The sequence below is a fragment of the Hymenobacter defluvii genome (assembly GCF_017589435.1).
Classification (GTDB): Bacteria; Bacteroidota; Bacteroidia; order Cytophagales; family Hymenobacteraceae; genus Hymenobacter; species Hymenobacter profundi.
In genome coordinates, this window is record NZ_JAGETX010000006.1 from 50,729 (window position 1) to 69,880 (window position 19,152).

Genomic DNA, 19,152 nt, shown 5'->3' on the forward strand with positions numbered 1-19,152 from the left:
TCAGGATGACAAACTTCTTACTTCCTACCCTCACCCCCACACCCTCCTACCCTCAACTGCGAAGGCAGCTTTGTTGCCGCCTGCCAGCCAAAGTTGTAAATTTGACCGTTTGCCTCCAGGCAAATTCTCTTATTCACTCATTCATTCACGCATCGACTGTGTTCATCGAACCTCGCGTTGGCAATGGCCGCGAAGCGCCGCATCGGGGCTGGATTGAAGTGGTGGCGGGCTCCATGTTTTCAGGTAAAACCGAGGAGCTGATCCGCCGGCTCAATCGCGCCAAAATTGCCCGCCAGCGGGTCGAAATCTTCAAGCCCGCCCTCGATACCCGCTACCACGAGCACGATGTGGTGTCGCACAACGCCACCAGCATCCGCTCCACCCCCGTGCAACTGCCCGAAGAAATACTGCTGCTCGCTAGCGGCTGCGACGTGGTGGGCATCGACGAAGCGCAGTTCTTCGACCATTCACTGGTTGATGTGTGCAATCAGTTGGCCAATCAGGGTACCCGCGTCATCGTGGCTGGCCTCGACATGGACTACACTGGCAAGCCCTTCGGCCCCATGCCGGCCCTGATGGCCGTGGCCGAGTTCGTGACCAAAGTAAACGCCGTGTGCGTGTGTTGCGGCGAGGTGGCCGCCTACTCGTTCCGTATTGCGGCGTCTGAGGCGCAGGTGCTGCTCGGCGAAACCGATTCGTACGAAGCACGCTGCCGGCCGTGTTTTCAAGCCGGAATGCAGGAGAAAGCACCCGCCACAGTTCGTCCCGCTGCCCGACAGGAAAGCTAAGGGGTAAGCAGAAGTTGGCTGACCAATCGAAAAGCCCACAGCTAATAGCTACAAGCTAAAGGCGTAGTATGTACCTTGTTCCGCATGCGCCACCTCCTACCCACCCTGTGCTGTGTACTGCTTCTGCTTACGGGCTTGCTGCCCCCGTCGTCTGCCTGGGCGCAGTCGGGCGTGGGCTATGGCGATTGGCAACTGCACCTACCCAGCAACCGCGCCAAGGCCCTAGCCGATGCCGGCAGCCGCGTATACGTAGCCGCCGAAGATGCCTTTTTTTATTACGATAAAGAGCTGAACACAACGGCGCTGCTCTCGCGTCGCGACGGCCTGCACGACGTAGGCGTGCAAACCGTCGCTTACGATTCTCTGACGCGCCAGACACTGGTGGCCTACGCCAACGGCAACCTCGACGTGCTGCAAGCCGACGGCTCCATCCAGAACCTGACGGATATCCTGCGTAAGCAAATCACGGGTGTTAAAGCCATTTACGGCATCTCATTCAACAACCGGATGGCCTACCTATCATGCAGCTTTGGGCTGCTGGTGCTGGATATGGCGCGGCTGGAAGTGCGCGAAACCTACACCACTATTGGTGCTGGCGGGGCTGCCGTGCAAGTGTATGCTACCACCGTGGCCGATGGCTACCTGTTGGCCGCCACATCGGGCGGCGTCCTGCGCGGCTCTCTGGCCGCCAACCTGCTCGATTCTCGTGCCTGGGCCATCGTCCTACCCGCGCGCGCCGGCGACCCATACCGCACACTGGCTACGCAGGCTGGCACCGTGTACGCGGGCGTCAACGGCGACCAGCTCTACCGCTTCCTACCTGCCAGCCAAACCTGGCAGGCGGTACCCGGCACCAGTGCTGGCACTTTCAACCAACTCACCCCTTCGGCAGCTGGGTTGATCATCACCGATAACCAAAAAGTGAGCGTGCTGACTGCTGCCGGACAGGTTCGGCCGCTCGCTGCCGCGCCTGTTCAGAGCCCACGGGCGGCTTTGCGGGCGCAGGATGGTGCCTATTACGTGGCTGATTATCGCAATGGCCTCGTCCGCCTTGCGGCCGATGGGCAGCAGGCGGAGAGCTTTGTAAATAACGCCCCGGCCAGTTCCCTCAGCTTTGGCGTGTATAGCGATGCTCGTAGCGGCATCACCGATGTGTTCAGCGGCGGCTACCAGGACCGCTACCTGCAAAGCGACCTGTACGCTGGTTTTTATGAATATCATGATGGCCGCTGGGCCAACATCACATCAACCACCCTACCCGACCCTACGCAATATCCCAATCCCAAAGACCTTACCCACGGCGTGCGCACCGCCGACGGCACGCTCTACGTGGGCAGCTATGGGCAGGGACTGCTGGAATGGAAGGGCGCGGGTAATTTTCGGCTGTTCAACCCTGCCAACGGCAACAGCCCGCTGCTGAGTGCCATCAGTAATCCGAACTATGCTCGCATCACAGACGTGGCCCTGGATGGCAACGGCGACGTATGGGTAGTAAACCGCCACCAGCGCACCAACAATTCGGGCCTATTCGTCTTTAGCCCTACCAGCAATACCTGGCGGACGCTGCCCTACTTCTCCGGCTCCGAAAACCTCGACCGCCTCGCTCTCGACGACGACAACGTGGCCTGGGCCACGCAGGCCCGCCAGGGCGGACAGGGCCTAGTGGCCTACGACCCCGCTACCGGCGCCGTGCGCTATTTCACGAGTGCTACCGCCCCCGATAACTCTACGCCGGGTCTCATCAATCTCTACGATGTAGTGAAGGACCGACGAGGTGCCATCTGGGTAGCCAGCGGCAGCAGTGGCGAAGTGGGCGTGGCCGTATTCGACGACCCCAGCCAAGCCTTCGACCCCAGCGCAACTTTTCGGGTGCCATTCCTGCGTAAGGGCGAATCGGATACCGGCTTTGCCATTTTACGCGGCCAAACCGTGCTGTGCATCGCTACAGATGGGGCCAACCGCAAGTGGTTCGGCACGGCCGATAATGGTCTGTGGCTGTTCAATGCCGATGCCGACGAGGCGCTGCTGCACTTCACCACCGACAACAGCCCACTACCATCCAACCGCATCAACGACGTATCGGTGAACGACCGTACCGGCGAGGTGTTCGTGGCCACCGATGCGGGCCTGGTGACGTACCGCGGCTCGGCCACCGTCACGGAAGGCAAGCCTGACTGTGTAAAGGTGACCCCTAACCCCGTTCGCACCAGCTTCACGGGTGAGGTAGGGATTTCGGGCCTGGTAAACGATGCCATTGTGAAAATAACGGACGTCACCGGCGCCCTTGTCTACCAAACCCGCGCCAACGGCGGCACCGTCACCTGGAATCTATTGGATAGCAACAACCGCCGCGTGCAGTCCGGCGTGTACTTGGTTCTTTCCTCCGACGCCGATGGCAAGAACGGCTGCATCAGCAAAATTGCGGTAGTAGAGAATTAGGAATTAGTCTATCCCAAAGGATGTTAAAGCAGATATCAAAAGCTTGCGCTCTTCCTAGTTGAAGGACGTGAGCTACTCTTACTCTTTTAAGTGAAATCATGCTCATCAAAACCCGCGGTATTGTTCTTAACTACATGCGTTACCGCGAAACGTCTATCATTGCCCGGGTGTATACCGAGCGTCTGGGGTTGCAGTCGTACGTGGTGAATGGGGTGCGCAAGGCTAAACCTCCCGGGCGTATTGCGCTGTTTCAGCCGTTTACGCTGCTGGATCTGGTGGCCTACACCTCGCGGCAGGGCGGCCTAACGCGCCTCTCGGAGTACCGTTGCGCTGAGTCTTACCGCAGCATTCCGTTTGATGTGCAGAAGAGTAGCGTGGTGTTGGTGCTGTCGGAAATTGTAGGACGGGTGGTGCAGGAAGAGGAAGAAAATGAGCCACTGTTTCATTTCCTGCACGACGCCTTGTTGGCCTTCGATCAGCAGCAAACGGGCTACGAAAACTTTGCCTTGATTTTCCTGCTGCGCCTGGCTTCCTACTTAGGGTTTGGGATAGAATCGGGACAGGAGATAACCACGCAGGTTGCCTTCGCCTCGGCGGTGCCTGCTACGGGTAGCGGCACCAGCACGCCTACCGTGCTGCGCTTCCAGGAGTTCGACCAGTATTTCGACGAGCTATTGCACGACCCTACCCACGCCACCGTGCCCAACGGCCGGGTGCGCCGCGAGCTGCTCAATTTGCTTATTCGTTACTACCAGCTCCATATCGAGCACCTGGGCGATGTCCGGTCTCTGGCCGTGCTATCGGAAGTGCTGGCGGAGTAGTGGCGAAGTTGTGAGATGGTGAGTGAGTAAAAAATAAGTCTGTCATCCTGAGCAAAGCGAAGGACCTTCTCATGTTAGAACGAGTCGTTGTGACGAAAATCGTTCTAACATGAGAAGGTCCTTCGCTTTGCTCAGGATGACAGACTTTACTTAGCGCACCTTCACCACGGTTAGGTCAAAGACCAAGTCGGTGTTGGGTGGAATCAGGTAGCGGCTGTCGTCGTCGGGGTCGCGGGCGCCTTTCGCGCCGTAGGCCAGCGCGGCCGGAATCCAGACGCGGGCGCGAGTGCCGGCGGGTAGAAGCAAGAGCACCTCGTCCCAGCCTTTGATAACCTCGCCGCGCCCTACTCGTAGGCGCAACGGATGCCCATCTACTGCCGACGAATCGAACACCTTGCCACTGGGCAAGAAGCCAGAATATTCCACTACCAGCTTATCGCCGGGTTGGGGGGTAGCACCAGTGCCGGGCGTTGCTACCAAGTAGCGCAAGCCGCTAGCGGTTTGCACGGTATCAGCTGGTGGAGTTTGTGCTACAACAGTGAGAGTGCTGAAAAGCAGACTCAAGCACAACCAGAAACCCCGCCAACGAGAGACCATCATGCGTTGTTAGTTGATGCGCTTGGTCACGATCATGTCGAAATACAGCACCTGGTCGTTGCCAACGTTCGAGAGTTGGTCGCCCGATAACTGAGAGCCATAGGCCAGGTAGGAAGGAATCAATAGTTGCTTCCGGTCGCCGGGCTTCATAAGCAGCAAGGCTTCATCCCAGCCCTTGATTACGTTGCCGGCTCCAGCTACTACCTGGAAGCACTGGCAGGGCGTGCGGTTGTCGTAGGAGCTATCGAACTTAGTGCCCACTACGCCATTTTCGAGATACCGGCCAATGTATTGCGTCTCCACCCGCTGACCTTCCTTAATCAACTCAGTGCCCGCGGGAGCGTCTGTAACGGGCACCAGATACAAGCCCGATTCAGTACGAGTGAAGTTTTTGATGTTGTTGTCCGTGAGATACTTCATAATCGAAGCATCGTCCAAGGTTTTTTGCTGCTCGCGGTGGTCTTCGTATTGCTTAAGGTAGCTAGGCGTGTTGTTACAGCCAGAAAGTACCGTAGCGCTGCCAGCAGCTACCAGCAACGAAGCGCAGAGAAACAGGCGATGCAGGAAAGGTCGTATCATCAGAAAAAAAGTAAAAGGTAGCCGCTTAGCTTATTTAATGTCGATCAGTTCTACTTCGAAGCGTAGCGGTGTATTCGGCGGAATAGTAGAGCGACCAAATACACCGTATGCCAGTTCTGACGGAATAAGTAAGGTAGCCTTGCCTCCCTTGCGCATCAGTGCAATGCCTTCGTCCCAGCCCGCAATTACTTGGCCGATGCCCAACGTGAAAGGAAAAGGTGTAGCGCCAGAGGCATCAAATGCCTTGGGGGGGGTAGTGAAATAATAGCCGGTGTAGCGCACCGAAACAGTTTGACCAGCTTTCGGCATATCGCCAGTACCTAGGGCAGTGCTGTCCTGCACGAAATACATACCCGAAGCACGTTTATCAAACTTCGTGATCTTATTATCGGCTAAGTACTTCTGAATGGTAGCTTCGTCGTCTATTTTGGCTTGGGCAGCTTGGCGTTTCAAGTCCTCAAGATAATCGTCGTTGCTGTCGTTGTTGAGGCAGGACGAAACGCTCAGTAGCAATACCAGCAAACCGAGTACAAAGCGCGAGGCGCGGAAGAAAGAAAAAGTATTCATCATACCAGTAAGAGAAAAATAACCGCCGCCGGGTTGCATCCGGCGGCGGTTATTTACCTATTGTTGCTTCACGTCTACCAACTCTACATCGAAGCGCAGAGGCGCATCGGCGGGAATGTCGGCACCCGCGCCGCGCTGCCCATAGGCCAGCGACGAAGGAATCAGCAGTACGGCCTTCGAGCCCTTAGGTAGCAGGGCAATGCCCTTGTCCCAGCCCGGAATCACCTGGCCTACCCCCAGCGGGAACTCGATTGGCTTACCACCATTGCCTTTGGCCGAAGAGTCGAACTCTTTGCCATTGAGCAAGGTGCCTTTGTATTGCACCGAAACGGTTTGGCCTGTCTTGGGCTTGGCGCCGGTGCCGGCTTGCGTGATGATATAGTACACGCCTGAAGTATCGCGCTGGGCAGTCAGGTTGTTTTTCTTGATATATTCCTGCAGAATTACATCATCCTTTTTCAGCTGCTCCTTGGCGTGCGCCTGCATTTTCACTTGGGCGTCCATCATTTGCTTCTGCTGGTCGGCCATGGCCTCGTCGCGGGTTTGTACCTTCTCAGCTTTCACCAGCATGGTGATGGTGTTGCCCTGCTTCTTGATGAAGGGCGGCGCCGGACGGCCCGAGTTCTTCATAGCCAGCGTGTCGGCGTTGAATTTGAATACGGCCGAGTCGCCGGGCTGGAGCATGGCAAAGGCTTCGGCCTCCGCACCTTTCTGCTGCACCGAGTCCAGAGGGAACGGCGCGGGGATGCCCATGCGCTGCACGCGCGAGCTCATCAGCAGCGAGTCTTTCGCTGTGCGGTACTCAATGTGCAAGCCCATAATCTTGCCGATGCGCTCTTTGTAGGTAGGGTCGCCGGTGACGGCTACTTCGCGGGGCTCATACTTGTTGCCTACCTTCTTGAAGATTTTGTATTCGATACCAGACTTGGTTTTCTGAAAATCGCCACCGCCCTTGTTGCAGGAGGCGAGGCCCAGAAAGCCGGCCGCCAGGGCCAGACTCAAAGAAATGCGTTGAGAAAGCATTGAGTAAGGTAGAGTTAGAAAAGAGAATTTCGGGCAAGTTACGCCGAACGGGGCGCAACTACTAAAGGAGCCGTGACCAGTTGCGTTTGGTACTGCGGCAGTAAGTCGATGAAGCGCTGCACGGTGTTGTCGAGCGAATCGTAGCTGACGCCGCCGGCGGCGTTGTGGTGGCCGCCGCCCTGGAAATGCTGGCGCGAGAAGTCACTCACGGAGAAATCACCCACCGAGCGGAAGGAAATCTTCACCGCCGAGCCCCGGTCGATGAGAATAGCGGCAAACACCACCCCCTCAATGCTCAAGGCAAAGTTGACGAGGCCTTCCGTGTCGCCGGTTTTGGACTGGTACTGGCGCAGTTCGTCCTGGGTGATGGAAATGTAGGCCGTGTTGTACTCGCGCAGCACCGTGAGCTTGTCCTTCAGCACAAAGCCCAGGAAGCGCAGGCGCATCTCGGAGTGCGAATCGTAGATGCGACGGTGCACGTCAGAAAGATTGATGCCGGCATCGAGCAACTCGGCAATAATCAGGTGCACGTTGCGGGAGGTGCTGGGGTGGCGGAACGAGCCCGTGTCGGTCATGATGCCCGCGTACAGGCACTCGCCAATACCCACGTCAATCAAATCCTGGTCACCCAAATCGCGAATCACCTCAAACACCAGCTCCGAAGCCGCTGCCGCGCTGGAATTGGAAAAATCCAGATCGGCAAAGTTCTCGGGCTCCTGGTGGTGGTCGATGAGCACCTTGGTGCCGGGCGCGTGCCGGATGTACTCGCCCATCTCCGCAATGCGGTTGAGACAGGAGAAATCCAGGCAGAAAATAACCTCCGCTTTGTTGATCAGGTCCCGTACCTGCGCATCGTTCTGGTGCCGCTCGTAGATGATAACATCTTCGTTGCCGGGCATCCAGGCCAGGAAGTCGGGGTAGTCGGAAGGTGTCACGACAGTAACGTGGTGACCTTTTTTGCGGAGATACCCCATCATAGCCAGCGACGAGCCTAAAGCATCGGCGTCAGGCTTGTGATGGGTCGTAATGAAAATCTGCCGGGGTTGCGCAAGCAGCTCTTGCAGGGCGGTAATTGTGGACATTGCCTACTACTAGATGGCTGAAAGTCGGTATTTTACGACGGAAACAAGGCGGCAAAAGTCGGAAAAATTCCGGAATTGCAACGAAACGGCCCGCCCGGCTCTCAAAATAGGAGCGCCTGAGCGCGTCGGATACGGTCAAACGCCACCGCTATGTAAAAGGTGCCCGCAGGATTTATTCGGCGCAACTCCGCAACTCTCGCCGGATACTTCTACTTTTGCGCCCACAAACCGCCGCGGCGGTTTTTTAATTTCCTACCCTTACCCTTTGACCCTGAATCGTATGGCAACCAACCGCACGTTCACCATGATTAAGCCCGATGCCGTGCAGGACAACCACATTGGTGGCATCCTGCAAATGATCGAAGCCGGTGGCTTCCGCATCGTAGCCCTGAAGAAAGTACAGCTGACGCCCGAGCGCGCCGGCCAATTCTACGAAGTACACAAGGAGCGTCCCTTCTACCAGGATCTGGTAAAATATATGTCGTCGGGTCCCATCGTGGCCGCTATCCTGGAAAAGGACAACGCCGTGGCTGATTTCCGTACGCTGATTGGTGCTACCAACCCCGCCAACGCCGAGGAAGGCACCATCCGGAAAAAATACGCCAAGAGCATCGAAGCCAACGCTGTACACGGCTCCGACTCCGACGAAAACGCGCAAATCGAAGGCGACTTCTATTTCCCCGCCAACGAGCAATTCTAAGCTCTCCTTCGCAATAGCATCAAAAAACCCGCATTACGCTCCGTAATGCGGGTTTTTTGATGAACTACTTTTAGGCTAAAAATAAACTTATTTTATACTGTCGAGCTGTTATCTGCTGCTTCCAAAGCCAATACGCCCAGTAGCTTTCGGCTCGCTGACAAACGTCTCATCTTCCCGGTTGTAGATATCAGCCAGCGTCATAGGCTCCGTGACGGGCGTAGTTTGACCGAGTGAGGTAGCCAGCGCCTGCGCCTTGGGTTGCGCCAGGGGCTCGAAAGCGTAGGAAGCAATGAGCCTACCCTTGCGGAGTAGCGCCTTGTCGATGCGGGCTAAGTCGGCGTTGAAGGTGCAAATAATCTGAATATGGAAACCATCCGATAGTAGTCCATCGCTGAGATTGAGCAGGTTGCTTACCGCATTGCTACCGGAGGCATCGCGTTTGGTTAGTAGCTCCTCAGCATCCTCAATAAGCAGAATGGAATTGGTGTTGTCGTGCAGCAGATTGATAAACTCTGGATCGGCAATGCGCAACGCCAGATTAGGCGGAATGAATAGCTTGGGCTTATCGGTGAGGCTACAGAGGTGCCGGATATAGCTGGTTTTGCCAGTGCCGGGCGGCCCATGCAGAATAACGAGCCCCTTATCATCCGGCTTCTGCAAACGCTTCACAATGGCCTCGTGTGCGGGCAGCAAGTCATCGTTGTAACTGGCGGCAAGATCGAGCTCAGGGATTTTGAGGGGTAGGGGCGAGAATTCTAAATCGTTATTTGCTATGCGCAGTACCTGAATGCGCTGACGCTCTAGTTTTCCTGTATCAAGCTGAGCGGTAAGTAGGATTCTTAGCTGGGCTAATACAGCAGCATCGGTACGAGGAGAATAGAAAAGCTGAACACCCTGGTCACCGTACAGGCCACGATCATATAACCACAGAAGCACGTGTGGCGCCGGTGACAAGGCGTAGTAATGCAGTTCGGGAGGCTTGCCTACCTCTTCCAAATAAAATGACTTGACGACAGTGACTTGGTCAAGGTCATATGATTCACCCAGCGCAGTGAGCACCAGCTGGCGGGCTTCCGATGAGGCAAGCTGGTAGATTTCGCGAAAAGGAAGTTCGCCAAACGTTAGGTAAAACCAATTTACCGGCTGAAAACCGTGCTGAGTGAAGGACGGAGAGAGGTCCGGGGTAGCCGGCAGCATCATAAAATATAGTGCATTAAATAAGGGGTGTTACGCCTGTTCCACCGACAGCAGCGGCTCGGGGTGTGCGTCTTCCACTGCTTGCGGGTTATGCTTATGCTTGAAAAGCAGCACAAACAGCACGGCAATAACCAGCGCGTACAGCGCAAACGTTATCCAGATGCTGTGCCAATCCTTGGTGCCATCGGCAGCGGTGAAGTACTTCTGAATGACGATGCCGCTGATGGAACTGCCCAGCACAGCCCCAAAGCCGTTGGTCATCATCATAAACAACCCCTGCGCGCTGGCCCGGATGCTTGGCGCCGTTTGGGTTTCCACGAACAGCGAACCGGAGATGTTGAAGAAGTCGAAAGCCATACCGTACACAATGCACGACAGGATAATCATCCAGAGGCCGCTGCCGGGGTTACCGTAAGCAAACAGGCCGAAGCGCAATACCCAGGCAATCATGCTGAAGAACATTACCTGCTTAATGCCAAAACGCCGCAGAAAGAAGGGAATAGCCAGGATGAACAGCGTTTCCGAAATCTGCGAAATCGACATGATGATAGCCGGGTAGCGCACCGTGAGGGTATCCTGGTAGGCTGGCACCTGGTCGAAATCGTGCAGGAAGGTGTCGCCGTAGGCGTTGGTGAGCTGCAAAGCAGCGCCCAATAGCAGCGCAAACAGGAAGAAGGTCGCCATCTTGGTGTCGCGCAGCAAGGCAAACGACTTCAGGCCCAGCACATCCACCAACGAGCGGCTAGGGGTGTCTTTGGCCGTGGGCGGGCACTTGGGTAGGCTGAACGAGTATAGGCCCAGCAGCAGCGCTGCGCCGGCTGCTACATAAAACTGGTTGGCCGATTTCTCGAAGCCCAGCAAGCTTACCGTCCACATGGCCACAATGAAGCCGATGGTGCCCCACACCCGAATGGGCGGGTAGTCCTTCACCACGTCTAGCCCCTCGCGTTTCAACACCGAGTACGACACGGCAATGGACAGCGACAGGGTAGGCATGTAGAAAATCATGTTCAGCAGAATCACCCAGAAGAACATGCCGGGGTCCGTGACCCACGGAATGGTGAAAAGCACAACGCCGCCCAGCAGGTGCAGCACGCCGTACAGCTTCTCCGCATTGATGTACTTATCGGCCACAATGCCCATGAGCGAGGGCATAAAAATGGAGGCGATACCCATGGTAGAAAAGATAGCGCCGAACTGCGCCCCCGACCATTGTTTGGTTTGAAACCAATAGGCTCCGATGGTTATCAGCCACGAGCCCCAGATAAAGAACTGTAAAAAGCTCAGGATGATAAGACGCAGCTTAGTACTCATGCAGGTCTGATTTAAAGCGCAACGGATAGAGTTTGACCCATAAAGATACTTAGGAGTGGTGAGATGGTGAAATAGTGAGATGGTGAGTGGTGAGTGGTGAAGTTGTGAGTTTGTGAAGAGGTGAGTGGAAAAACGGCCTGTCATCCTGAGCGAAGCGAAGGACCTTATGCCAGTTGAACGATTCGTTGGTACGCCAATCGTTCTATCGTCATAAAGTCCTTCGCTGTGCTCAGGATGACAGGCGTTTTTTTTACTCACCACTTCACAAACTCACAACTTCACCACTCACTATTACACCCACTCTACCCCTTTGCGTAGCCACGCCAGGGTAGCGGCCTCCGGTGAGCCGGACGCGGGGAGTTGGTTGTAGTGCCACTCGCACTGTGGGGGGAGGCTCATGAGGATGCTCTCGGTGCGGCCGCTGGTTTTGAGTCCGAACTTAGTGCCCCGGTCGATGGCGAGGTTGAACTCGGCGTAGCGGCCGCGGCGGATAAGCTGCCACTGCTTTTCGGGGTCGTTGTAGGGGAGGGTGCGGTTCTGGCGCATCAGTTCGGTGTAGATGGGGCCGAAAGCGTCGCCTACGTCCTGCACGAAAGCCAGCAGGTCCTCGAATGAGCCGTCTTTCCCTACTGTGAGGCGGTCGAAGAAGATGCCGCCCACGCCGCGGGTTTCCTGGCGGTGGGGCAGGTAGAAATAGTCATCGGCCCACTGCTTAAAGCGGGGGTAGTATGTTGGGTCGTGGCGCTGGCACACGGCCTGGAGCTGCTGGTGAAACCAGCGCGCTTGCTCCTCTATTACATAGATGGGCGTCAGATCGATGCCGCCGCCGAACCAGGCTTCACCGTTGCCGGCCTCGAAGTAGCGCACGTTCATGTGGGCAATGGGCACGTGCGGGCTGCGCGGGTGCAGCACCACCGACACGCCCGTGGCAAAATACTCAGGGTTGGGCATGAGCAAATTGCGGGCGGCTGGCTCGCTCATCTCGCCCCACACGGCCGAAAAGTTTACCCCACCTTTCTCCAGCACCGCCCCGTGTTGAATGACGTTCGACAGGCCCCCACCACCGCCCTCATGCTCCCAGGCATCGGTTTGGAAGGTAGTACCACCGTCGGTGGTTTCGAGTTGACTGCACAGGCGCTGCTGAAAGCCTCGCATCCAAATTTCGGCGGCAGCAAGAGTGAAAGATTCGGTAGCGGTGAGGACGGTAGGCATAACGAGAGCGTTATGAGTAAGGTGAAGAATGACTTTGCTGAAGGAGATGGCAAGCAGCCGGTTGTTCTTGGCAGGGACTTAAAGACCTGCAAGGGGTAGGAACAAGCAGTTGGCTAGTGAACAGCTATGGCTTGTTGGATGGCTTCGCGCTCAGCCTGCCGGGCGCACCGCTCGCAGCACACTGTGGTAGGCTGGGGCTGGCGCAGCACCAATACTGGAATCTGCGTGTGGTAGGCGCGGGTAGTGGTATAGCAGGCATCAAACAGGCGGCGGAGCAAGGCACTACTGGTGGGCGCCACAACGAGCAATTGGGCCTGGGTGCGGGCACAGAACTCGCTGGTGCCTTCCAACTGGTCGTCGTCTTCCAGCAGGTGTGTGGTGATGTCGGGCCAGGTGAGTTGGGGGCGGGCTTTTTCCAAGGCGCGCTTCAGGCGCATGCGATCGGGACGGTGCAGGGGCGAGTAGAACTGAACCAGTTGCAACGACGCCGGAAACGCCTTCGCCAACGCCGACAAGCGGGGTAGGAGGTTGGTATCCAACTTGTCGAAATCAGCCGAGAAAACGGCACTGCTCGGCAAAGGTCGGCGGCCGGGCGGCACCACCAGCACGGGACACGCTACCAGGTCGATGATAGCAGCGGCGTGGTTGCCAGCTACATCGGTCTGGCCGCAGTCGATGTGCTCGAGGCTCATCACCAGTAAATCGGCCGCGTGCCGGGCTACTTCGGCTTGCGCACGGTCGTGGAGGCAGCCCGCCAGCACCCGGTAGTGGTAGCGGATGCGGCGGCCATCCTGACGCGTGAGCTGCTGGTAGCGTAGGCGCTCGGCCAGCGTACGCAGCCGTTGCTCCAACACCTGCGTTTCCTCAGTGGTGGGGGTAGGGCCGTGGTGGCAATAGAGCAGCACGATTTCGGCTGGCCAGCGTACGGCCAGCTTATTGGAATACAACAATGCGTGCTCCGAGGCCGCTGTGAGGTCGAGAGGGACGAGGATGGTTTTCATGGGCTCTTTAGTTAGCTGTGGGCTATTGGCTGTTGGCTGATAGCGTTGAAGGTTGTAGTCGGGCGACTGAAAAGCCATCAGCCAACAGCCAATAGCTCACAGCTACATTTAATCAATGACAGTAATGGATGGTGCTAGGCTGAGCAGCATGCGCGGCAGGAGCAGCGTGCACCAACTGCGGACTGAGGTAGGGGACCCCCAGCCCCAGCCCGCGCAGGATGAACAGCACGGCCAGCACCGTGGCCACGTAGGGCACGGCCTGCCGCATGCGGGTGCGCCACCTCAGCGACACCAGTCGCCCCGTGAGCGACAGGCCCAGCATCAGAGGCAGTGTGCCCAACCCAAATAGCAGCATGTAAGTGGCCGCGCCGCCTACCCCTGGCGCGCTCAGAGTGCCAGCCAGCGCCAGATACACCAGGCCGCAGGGAAGCAAGCCATTGAGCATACCGGTGACGTACAGCGCCGATAGCTCTTTCCGATGGAAAAAGTGCGCCACCGTCTGCTTCAGCCAAGCCAGGGGCCGGTCGAGGTAGAGGGCGGCAGTGAGGCGGCCGGTGTGGCGCTCAGGCACCGCCACCAGCAGCAGAATCAGCAGGCCCGATGCAATGGAAAGGTCCTGCTGCCACCCCGCCAGCCGCAACGACTGCCCCACTGCGCCCACCGCCCCGCCCAACAGCGTGTAGGTGGTAATCCGGCCAAGGTTGTAGAGTAGCCGCCCGCGCACGTAGCGCCAGCGGGTATCGGCCGCATCCGACTTGCCCGGCAGCGCTAGCGCAATAGCGCCGCACATACCCACGCAGTGGAAGCTACCCAGAAGACCAAAGATGAAACCTGCCCAGAGCATCGGCGGAAAGCGCGTGTTCGAATTGGGAAGCAAGTATGCGATAAACCGCCGCCGTCGGCATGACAAAAATCAGGTGGTGAGTTGATGTTTGTTCTGCCGGGGGACCCCACCCCCCAGCCCCCTCCCCTCCGGGAGAGGGGGAGCCTTTTCCGGAGCCATTAGCTGATGGCTTTTAGCTGTTAGCTTTTCATTGACAGGAACTATCAGCCAAACCGTCTGGCTCCCCCTCTCCCGGAGGGGAGGGGGCTGGGGGATGGGGTCTCCACGGCAGAACAAACCAATTCCACTTCTTATGGTATACCCTACATCACTCAACCACTACCTATGAACGCACAACCTCAACTCGGCTGGATTGGCCTCGGCAATATGGGCAACCCCATGTCGGGCCGACTTCTGGAAGCCGGCTACCCAGTGGCCGTGTATAACCGTAGCAAAGACAAAGAAAAAGCCCTGCGCACCGCCGGAGCCACCACCGCCGATTCGCCGGCTGCCTTGGTGCAGCAGGCCGACGTAGTGTTCCTGATGGTGTCGGACGACCAGGCTGTGCGCGACCTGTTCACCGGCCCCGACGGTCTGCTACAGGCCCAAGCGAGCGGTAAGCTACTCATCAACATGAGCACGGTGTCGCCCGGCATCAGCGAAGAAATGGCCAACCTCAGCCAACAAAAAGGCCACACCTACCTTGATGCGCCGGTTTCCGGCAGTGTGAAGCAGGCGGAAACTGGCCAGCTGGTGATTATGGTAGGCGGCGAAGAGCCGGCGTTCCAACAGGCGCAGCCGCTGTTTGAGCACCTGGGCAAGCTGGCGCTTCACCTCGGTCCTACCGGCAGCGGCAACCGCGCCAAGCTTGCTATCAATACGCTGTTGGGCTTCTACACGCAGGGCCTAGCCGAAACCTTCCTCTTCGCCCAGCAGCATGGTCTGAAACTCGAGGATATGCAGACGATTATTGCCAACGGCGCCATGGGCAACGTTTTCTCTAAGATCAAAGGCGAAGCGATTATGGCCGAAAACTACCAAGCTGCCTTTGCCCTAAAGCACCTGGCCAAAGACCTGCGCCTAGCGAAAGCCGAAGGCCTGAATACGCCCCTGGGCGAGGTAGTCCACGATACCTTCCAGCAAGCCGAGCCTACCCTGGGCGAAGAAGACGTAATTGCCATCATGAAGCACCTGCAACGCGACTAGAGAAGCTCAGGGTAGCGGCGCGGCTGGGTAGGACTGAGTACTCTGCGCCATAAGAAACGGCCGAGATGCGTAGTCCAGCCAGCAGAAACTACCGCAACGTGTAGCAAGCGAATACAAAGAACCGCCCTGCCGGAGCCTTCCGAACCAGAAGGCCCCAGCGGGGTGGTAGTATTAACAACTGTATTAAGCTCTAAATCGTCAAATCCTTCTCCACAAAATACGCCTGCCCATCCGCCGTGAAATCTACGCGGACGCGCCAGAAACCGCTGACCATTTTCTGGGTGCTGATGCGTTGGGCCAGGTCCGAGTCGGGTTGCAGTGGCAGGGTGAAATCCAGTTGCAGATCAGAAGGGCGGAAAAAGTGGAGTTGCCCTTCGAGGCGCTTGCCGGCAAACGAGGGCGGCAGCTGCAACTGGAGCTGTGAAACCGCCGCTTCGTGTGTTACGGTAACGGCCACGGGCAGTGCCGCTACGTGGGCCACCGATTCCATGCGTTTCTGGTAGACCAGCTCCTGCTGGTAGTAGTTGGGGCTCACCAAGTCCACGGTGGTGCGCATCGTCTGGCTCACCATGTAGCCGATGTAGCTGCCGAACAGCAGAAAAGCCGTGATGATGGCGTAGGGCCAGAGGGTGCGGGTGGGAGTGGTGGTCATATAATTAGCTTTTAGCTGTTGGCCGATAGCTGTTAGCTTTTCGTTGAATAAGAGCTAATAGCCAACAGCTAAAGGCTAACAGCTAAATAATAAGCTACCGAGGCGGGGCCAGGAATTTGGTGTTCTCTTCCGTAATCAGCTTGCCGCCGCTGAACACCCCAATGCGAATCTTGGAACTGGTGGTGTGCAACTCGCTGGCGGGTAGCTCGGCAAAAAAGACACCCTCCGCAATACCTTGGGCCGGCAGCTTCAGATCATCGGTGCCCACAAGCGAGATAGTGCCGTGGGCCGGCTCCAGAATCCGTAGCTCGATGGGGTAGGGCTGGTTGGTTTTGTTGATGACTGAGATGTTGTAGAGGTTGGTGATGGTGCCGCGGTCAGTTTTCTGGAACAGATGGCCCGGCGTGCGCAGCACCGTGGCTGCCACATTGGCCCGCGACACCAGTAGGCCCGTCATCACCACCAGCAGCACCGTGAGCACCGCCGATAATGCTTTGATGCGGCCCGTGACCCTGAATTTAGTGCCGGTGGCGATGTTGTCTTCCGAAGCGTGTCGAATCAGATTCGGCGGCAGGTTCACCATTGCCATGATGTTGTTGCAGGCGTCGATGCAGGCCGTGCAGTTGGTGCATTCGAGCTGCTGGGCACCGTTGCGGATGTCGATGCCCGTGGGGCACACCTGCACGCACTGGTGGCAGTCGATGCAGTCGCCGGCAGTGCGCACGTTGTTTTTGCGCATCTTCTCGCGGGGCTCTCCACGCTGGTAGTCGTAGGCAACCACCAGGCTGTCTTTGTCCAGCATTACGCCCTGCAAGCGGCCGTAGGGGCAGGCAATGGTGCACACCTGCTCCCGAAACCGGGCAAATACCGCGTAGAACACCCCCGTAAACAGTACCATGGAGGTAAGACCACCCAGGTGCTCAGCAGGTGGATCGGTGATGATCTTTACCAACTCATCAGAGCCAATGATGTAGGCCAGAAACGTGTTGGCAATCAGAAAGGAAAGCAGAAGGAAAACTGCGTGCTTGCCGGTTTTACGCCACGTTTTGTTCCAGTCCCAGTCAGCTTTGTCGAGCGCCTTTTGCTGGGGCGCGTCGCCCTCGAAGAAGTACTCGATGCGCCGGAACACCATCTCCATGAAAATGGTCTGTGGGCACACCCAGCCGCAAAACACCCGCCCATACACCACCGTGAACAGAATCACGAACACGACGAATGTCATCATCGCCAGCAGCAGGATAAAGAAATCCTGCGGCCAGAAGATCTGCCCGAAGATGATAAATTTCCGCGCCGGCAGGTTCAGCATGAGTACCGGCAACCCGTTGATGCGCAGCCACGGCCCGGCAAAGAGTAGCGCCAGCAGCCCGTAGCTGATCCAGGTGCGGGCGCGGTAGAGGGCGCCCTTCGGCTGCTTGGGGTAGAGCCAGACGCGCTTGCCCTCAGCATCCACCGTGGCGATGGAGTCGCGGAAGCTTTCGGTTGAGGTAGGAGTTTTCATGGGATTCAGGTTGCAGACGTGCACCTCACCCCCCGGCCCCCTCTCCTCGGGGAGAGGGGGAGCCGAGAGCACCACTTGGGGAGCAATAATGAGTGAATAAGATGGCTCACGGCACATTGTCGTCTGGCTCCCCCTCTCCCCGAGGAGAGGGGGCCGGGGGGTGAGGTCCGCCGCCCGCTACCTATTGGGGGCCAGCTTCTTCGCCGTGGGGTCGATTTCACCCTGTGGCTCTTTGGCGTTGGGTGGGTTGGTGCCTTGCAGCGACACCACATAGGACGACACTTGCAGCAACTGCTTGGCCGAGAGCTTGCCTTTCCAGGCTATCATGCCCTTGCCCTGCACCCCAAACTTGATGGTGCGGTACACGTGGTTGATTTCGCCGCCGTGCAGCCAGTAATCATCCGTCAGGTTGGGGCCTACCTTTCCCTCGCCGCTGGCCCCGTGGCAGGCGGCGCAGTTTTGGGTGAAGATGGTCTTCCCCTCGCCCAGGTCGGCGGGGGCCAGTAGGGCTTGGTAGGTCGTGAGCTGGTTGGGGTCGTCGGAGCCAGCGGCCACCAACAGGGCGGCCTGCTGCATCTCCGTTTCGTACTCGGCGTGGCTGAGCTGGCCCGCTTTGGCTACGTGGAAATAGGTGAAGTAGGCCCCGGCGAAGATGATGCTAAGGATGAAGCCATACTTCCACCACGGCGGCAGGTCGTTGTCGAACTCGTGGATGCCGTCGTAGTCGTGGTTGGCAATCACCTCGTCGCGCACGGTGCCGGTCACCAGCACTGGGTCGCCCACCAGCAGGCCCAGTACCTTGCCGCTCCAGCTGTGGCGCACGGTAGGCATGTCGTATACCCGGCGCAGTTGGGGCCGCAGCTTCACGACCAAGGCCGTGACTAGCAGCAAGCCTAGCAGCACGACCAGTGCCAAGGTGCTCACCAGAAACCAGAACAGCAGCATTTTGCTATCCGAAACGCCGGTAGCGGCTGCCGTAGCCGGCGCCTCCGCCGTTTGGGCCAGCACTGGGTGGTTGCCCAACAGGGCTAGCACCCCAGCGCTGGCGCCGTACAGAGTTCTTCGCGGTAGGCTCATGCGGCAACTTTCTGCTCAACGGGAACGGCGGGAATAGACGCTACCGACACTGTGGGAGCAGCAGCCGGAGCAGCATCAGAAACTGCCGGGGCGGCTTCGTTCGGGCCTTCCTGCTCCTGCACCGAGTATGCAACAGCCGAAGCCAGAGAGCTAGCAGTCATCATTCCGAAAAGAAGCACCACGGCTGCCAGGCCCCAGGCCAGCCAGCTCAGGACGTCGGTGGGTTGGGGGCCGGCCGTAGTAGGCGTAGCAGATTGGGCAGTGGCGGCGTAGCCAGTGAGTAAGCCCGTCAAGGTCAGGAGGAGAGTGCGCTTCGTTAACATGGCAGGTTGGGAGTAAAAGTGGTTGGAGAAGTTTCATCCTCGCCGCCAAACAGCGGCAGGTTTTTCATCGAATGCACGTGCTGGCGGTTCACGACGAACACATAGGCCAGCAGCCCCAGAAAGAAGAGAAAGAAGATGACGAAGGAGATAATCGGGTAGATTTCCACGCCGGCAATGGCGCGTAAGACATTCTTATCCATGAGGTTTAGCAGTTAGTGCGGGTATGCATAAGCAAGCGTATTGTTCAGTTGGT

Annotated in this window: 20 protein-coding genes; 5 read left to right on the forward strand and 15 right to left on the reverse strand. The window is 57.7% G+C overall.

Annotated features, from left to right (window positions below; genetic code table 11):
• Window positions 1-158 precede the first annotated feature (158 nt).
• The 3 genes from J4D97_RS12065 (at window position 159) to recO (ending at window position 4,048) form a co-directional block, all read left to right on the forward strand.
• Window positions 159-788 carry a thymidine kinase gene (locus J4D97_RS12065; RefSeq protein ID WP_208307795.1) on the forward strand — a complete coding sequence of 210 codons (630 nt, stop codon included), beginning with the start codon at window positions 159-161 and terminating at the stop codon, window positions 786-788.
• 84 nt (window positions 789-872) lie between these two features.
• Complete coding sequence (locus J4D97_RS12070; RefSeq protein ID WP_208307796.1) at window positions 873-3,227, forward strand: T9SS type A sorting domain-containing protein; 2,355 nt, start codon at window positions 873-875, stop codon at window positions 3,225-3,227.
• A 98-nt stretch (window positions 3,228-3,325) separates the two neighbouring features.
• A complete protein-coding gene (gene recO, locus J4D97_RS12075; RefSeq protein ID WP_185282427.1) occupies window positions 3,326-4,048 on the forward strand; it encodes a DNA repair protein RecO in 723 nt (240 codons plus the stop codon).
• A gap of 150 nt (window positions 4,049-4,198) precedes the next feature.
• On the opposite strand, the gene J4D97_RS12080 is transcribed toward recO, so the two are convergent.
• The 5 genes from J4D97_RS12080 to J4D97_RS12100 form a co-directional block, all read right to left on the reverse strand.
• A complete protein-coding gene (locus J4D97_RS12080; protein WP_347879342.1) occupies window positions 4,199-4,555 on the reverse strand; it encodes an FKBP-type peptidyl-prolyl cis-trans isomerase in 357 nt (118 codons plus the stop codon).
• Window positions 4,556-4,654: 99 nt separating this feature from the next.
• On the reverse strand, window positions 4,655-5,224 hold the full coding sequence (locus J4D97_RS12085; protein ID WP_185282429.1) for an FKBP-type peptidyl-prolyl cis-trans isomerase: 570 nt from the start codon (window positions 5,222-5,224) through the stop codon (window positions 4,655-4,657).
• 30 nt (window positions 5,225-5,254) lie between these two features.
• Window positions 5,255-5,794, reverse strand: a complete 540-nt coding sequence (locus tag J4D97_RS12090; protein WP_243900280.1) for an FKBP-type peptidyl-prolyl cis-trans isomerase — start codon at window positions 5,792-5,794, stop codon at window positions 5,255-5,257.
• A 54-nt stretch (window positions 5,795-5,848) separates the two neighbouring features.
• Window positions 5,849-6,814, reverse strand: a complete 966-nt coding sequence (locus J4D97_RS12095) for an FKBP-type peptidyl-prolyl cis-trans isomerase (protein ID WP_185282431.1) — start codon at window positions 6,812-6,814, stop codon at window positions 5,849-5,851.
• Window positions 6,815-6,852: 38 nt separating this feature from the next.
• Complete coding sequence (locus J4D97_RS12100; RefSeq protein WP_185282432.1) at window positions 6,853-7,896, reverse strand: DHH family phosphoesterase; 1,044 nt, start codon at window positions 7,894-7,896, stop codon at window positions 6,853-6,855.
• A gap of 280 nt (window positions 7,897-8,176) precedes the next feature.
• Here J4D97_RS12100 and J4D97_RS12105 point away from each other — a divergent pair, with 280 nt between their 5' ends.
• Window positions 8,177-8,596 (forward strand): nucleoside-diphosphate kinase, encoded by a 420-nt coding sequence (locus tag J4D97_RS12105; RefSeq protein ID WP_185282433.1) that lies wholly within the window; start codon window positions 8,177-8,179, stop codon window positions 8,594-8,596.
• A gap of 108 nt (window positions 8,597-8,704) precedes the next feature.
• On the opposite strand, the gene J4D97_RS12110 is transcribed toward J4D97_RS12105, so the two are convergent.
• The 5 genes from J4D97_RS12110 to J4D97_RS12130 all read right to left on the reverse strand — a co-directional run bounded on the left by J4D97_RS12110 (window position 8,705) and on the right by J4D97_RS12130 (window position 14,164).
• Window positions 8,705-9,796 (reverse strand): AAA family ATPase, encoded by a 1,092-nt coding sequence (locus J4D97_RS12110; protein WP_208307797.1) that lies wholly within the window; start codon window positions 9,794-9,796, stop codon window positions 8,705-8,707.
• Window positions 9,797-9,823: 27 nt separating this feature from the next.
• The gene (locus J4D97_RS12115) at window positions 9,824-11,107 is read right to left on the reverse strand and encodes a nucleoside permease (protein ID WP_185282435.1); all 1,284 of its coding nucleotides are present in this window, start codon (window positions 11,105-11,107) and stop codon (window positions 9,824-9,826) included.
• Between the two features lie 291 nt (window positions 11,108-11,398).
• On the reverse strand, window positions 11,399-12,319 hold the full coding sequence (gene hemF / locus J4D97_RS12120) for an oxygen-dependent coproporphyrinogen oxidase (protein ID WP_208307798.1): 921 nt from the start codon (window positions 12,317-12,319) through the stop codon (window positions 11,399-11,401).
• Between the two features lie 113 nt (window positions 12,320-12,432).
• Window positions 12,433-13,320 (reverse strand): universal stress protein, encoded by an 888-nt coding sequence (locus tag J4D97_RS12125; protein WP_208307799.1) that lies wholly within the window; start codon window positions 13,318-13,320, stop codon window positions 12,433-12,435.
• Window positions 13,321-13,432: 112 nt separating this feature from the next.
• A complete protein-coding gene (locus tag J4D97_RS12130) occupies window positions 13,433-14,164 on the reverse strand; it encodes a sulfite exporter TauE/SafE family protein (protein ID WP_208307800.1) in 732 nt (243 codons plus the stop codon).
• Window positions 14,165-14,488: 324 nt separating this feature from the next.
• On the opposite strand from J4D97_RS12130, the gene J4D97_RS12135 reads away from it, so the two are divergent.
• Entirely contained in the window at window positions 14,489-15,349 is an 861-nt protein-coding gene (locus tag J4D97_RS12135) for an NAD(P)-dependent oxidoreductase (protein ID WP_208307801.1), read from the forward strand.
• 190 nt (window positions 15,350-15,539) lie between these two features.
• Here the strand turns inward: J4D97_RS12135 and J4D97_RS12140 are convergent, their stop codons facing one another.
• The 5 genes from J4D97_RS12140 to J4D97_RS12160 form a co-directional block, all read right to left on the reverse strand.
• Window positions 15,540-16,001, reverse strand: coding sequence for a FixH family protein (locus tag J4D97_RS12140; protein WP_208307802.1), 462 nt, complete (start codon window positions 15,999-16,001; stop codon window positions 15,540-15,542).
• Between the two features lie 94 nt (window positions 16,002-16,095).
• A complete protein-coding gene (gene ccoG / locus J4D97_RS12145; protein ID WP_208307803.1) occupies window positions 16,096-17,499 on the reverse strand; it encodes a cytochrome c oxidase accessory protein CcoG in 1,404 nt (467 codons plus the stop codon).
• Window positions 17,500-17,676: 177 nt separating this feature from the next.
• Complete coding sequence (locus J4D97_RS12150; RefSeq protein ID WP_208307804.1) at window positions 17,677-18,576, reverse strand: cbb3-type cytochrome c oxidase N-terminal domain-containing protein; 900 nt, start codon at window positions 18,574-18,576, stop codon at window positions 17,677-17,679.
• Window positions 18,573-18,899 carry a hypothetical protein gene (locus J4D97_RS12155; protein ID WP_208307805.1) on the reverse strand — a complete coding sequence of 109 codons (327 nt, stop codon included), beginning with the start codon at window positions 18,897-18,899 and terminating at the stop codon, window positions 18,573-18,575. Before J4D97_RS12155 ends, J4D97_RS12150 begins: the two co-directional genes overlap by 4 nt.
• Window positions 18,893-19,099, reverse strand: a complete 207-nt coding sequence (locus J4D97_RS12160; protein ID WP_208307806.1) for a hypothetical protein — start codon at window positions 19,097-19,099, stop codon at window positions 18,893-18,895. The genes J4D97_RS12155 and J4D97_RS12160 overlap by 7 nt, the downstream gene beginning before the upstream one ends.
• Window positions 19,100-19,152 lie beyond the last annotated feature (53 nt).